Below are 807 nucleotides of genomic sequence, written 5' to 3'. Positions count from 1 at the left end.
TCTCAACGAGTTTATTTACAAATTAAACAGACGGTATTTTGGAGACAAACTCTTTGACAGACTAGTAATTGCGAATATAACAGGTGCATAAACGGATAATCAGAAAAATCTATATGAACATTATAATTTAAAACCATATGTCATAAGTTATATTGACACAATGTTATTTGCAGATAAACTTGGGATGCCTAAAAAAATAAAAGATTTAGCAGAGAGTTTGGACTTAGAAGTAACAAATCATCACGACCCAGAATTCGATGCAAAACTTTGTGCTTTAATATTTGGCGAATTGACTGACAAGTATCCAAGTTATCAAGAACTAATAAGAAAAATTGATGACCAGCCTAAAACAAATAATAATTATTTCAATCAACCAAGTGAAGATGTTTTAGAAGAAAATGAAGAGCATTTATCAAATTATCAAATAACTCAAAACGAACTTGAAAACATTGATTTAATAGGAAAAGGAATAGTTATTACGGGCAACTTTTCAATAGAAAGAGAAGAAATAAAAACTTTTCTAATGAAAATTGGTGGACAAATAAAATCAGGAATAACAGGTAAAGTAGATTTTGTTTTTGCAGGTGAAGATTGTGGTTGGTCAAAAATCCAAAAAATAAACGACTTAAACCAATCAAAAAAAGCAAACATTAGAATTTTAAACGAAGCTGACTTAAATTATCTTATCAAAAAATACGGCATATAACATCGGTAACCGTTGCACAACCCCAATATTTTCGAGATTACCCAAAATTTATAACAAAAAACGACCTCTTTTAAAGCGATTTAAGGGAGCTTTGTTTTTGG

General features: G+C 29.6%; 1 protein-coding gene. It reads left to right on the top strand.

Going from position 1 to position 807, the window contains the following annotated elements; all coding sequences use genetic code 11:
• The first annotated feature begins 160 nt into the window (after window positions 1-160).
• Window positions 161-706 carry a BRCT domain-containing protein gene (locus tag QWY78_RS09220; protein WP_005807148.1) on the top strand — a complete coding sequence of 182 codons (546 nt, stop codon included), beginning with the start codon at window positions 161-163 and terminating at the stop codon, window positions 704-706.
• The last annotated feature ends 101 nt before the right edge of the window (window positions 707-807 follow it).

The sequence above is a fragment of the Kaistella yonginensis genome, assembly GCF_030409525.1.
In the GTDB taxonomy this organism is placed as follows: Bacteria; Bacteroidota; Bacteroidia; order Flavobacteriales; family Weeksellaceae; genus Kaistella; species Kaistella yonginensis.
This window is presented reverse-complemented; position numbering and strand designations above follow the sequence as displayed.

Coding starts and splice junctions, on each gene's coding strand:
- QWY78_RS09220 (WP_005807148.1), top strand. CDS start 161: ATGTTATTTGCAGATAAACTTGGGATGCCTAAAAAAATAAAAGATTTA.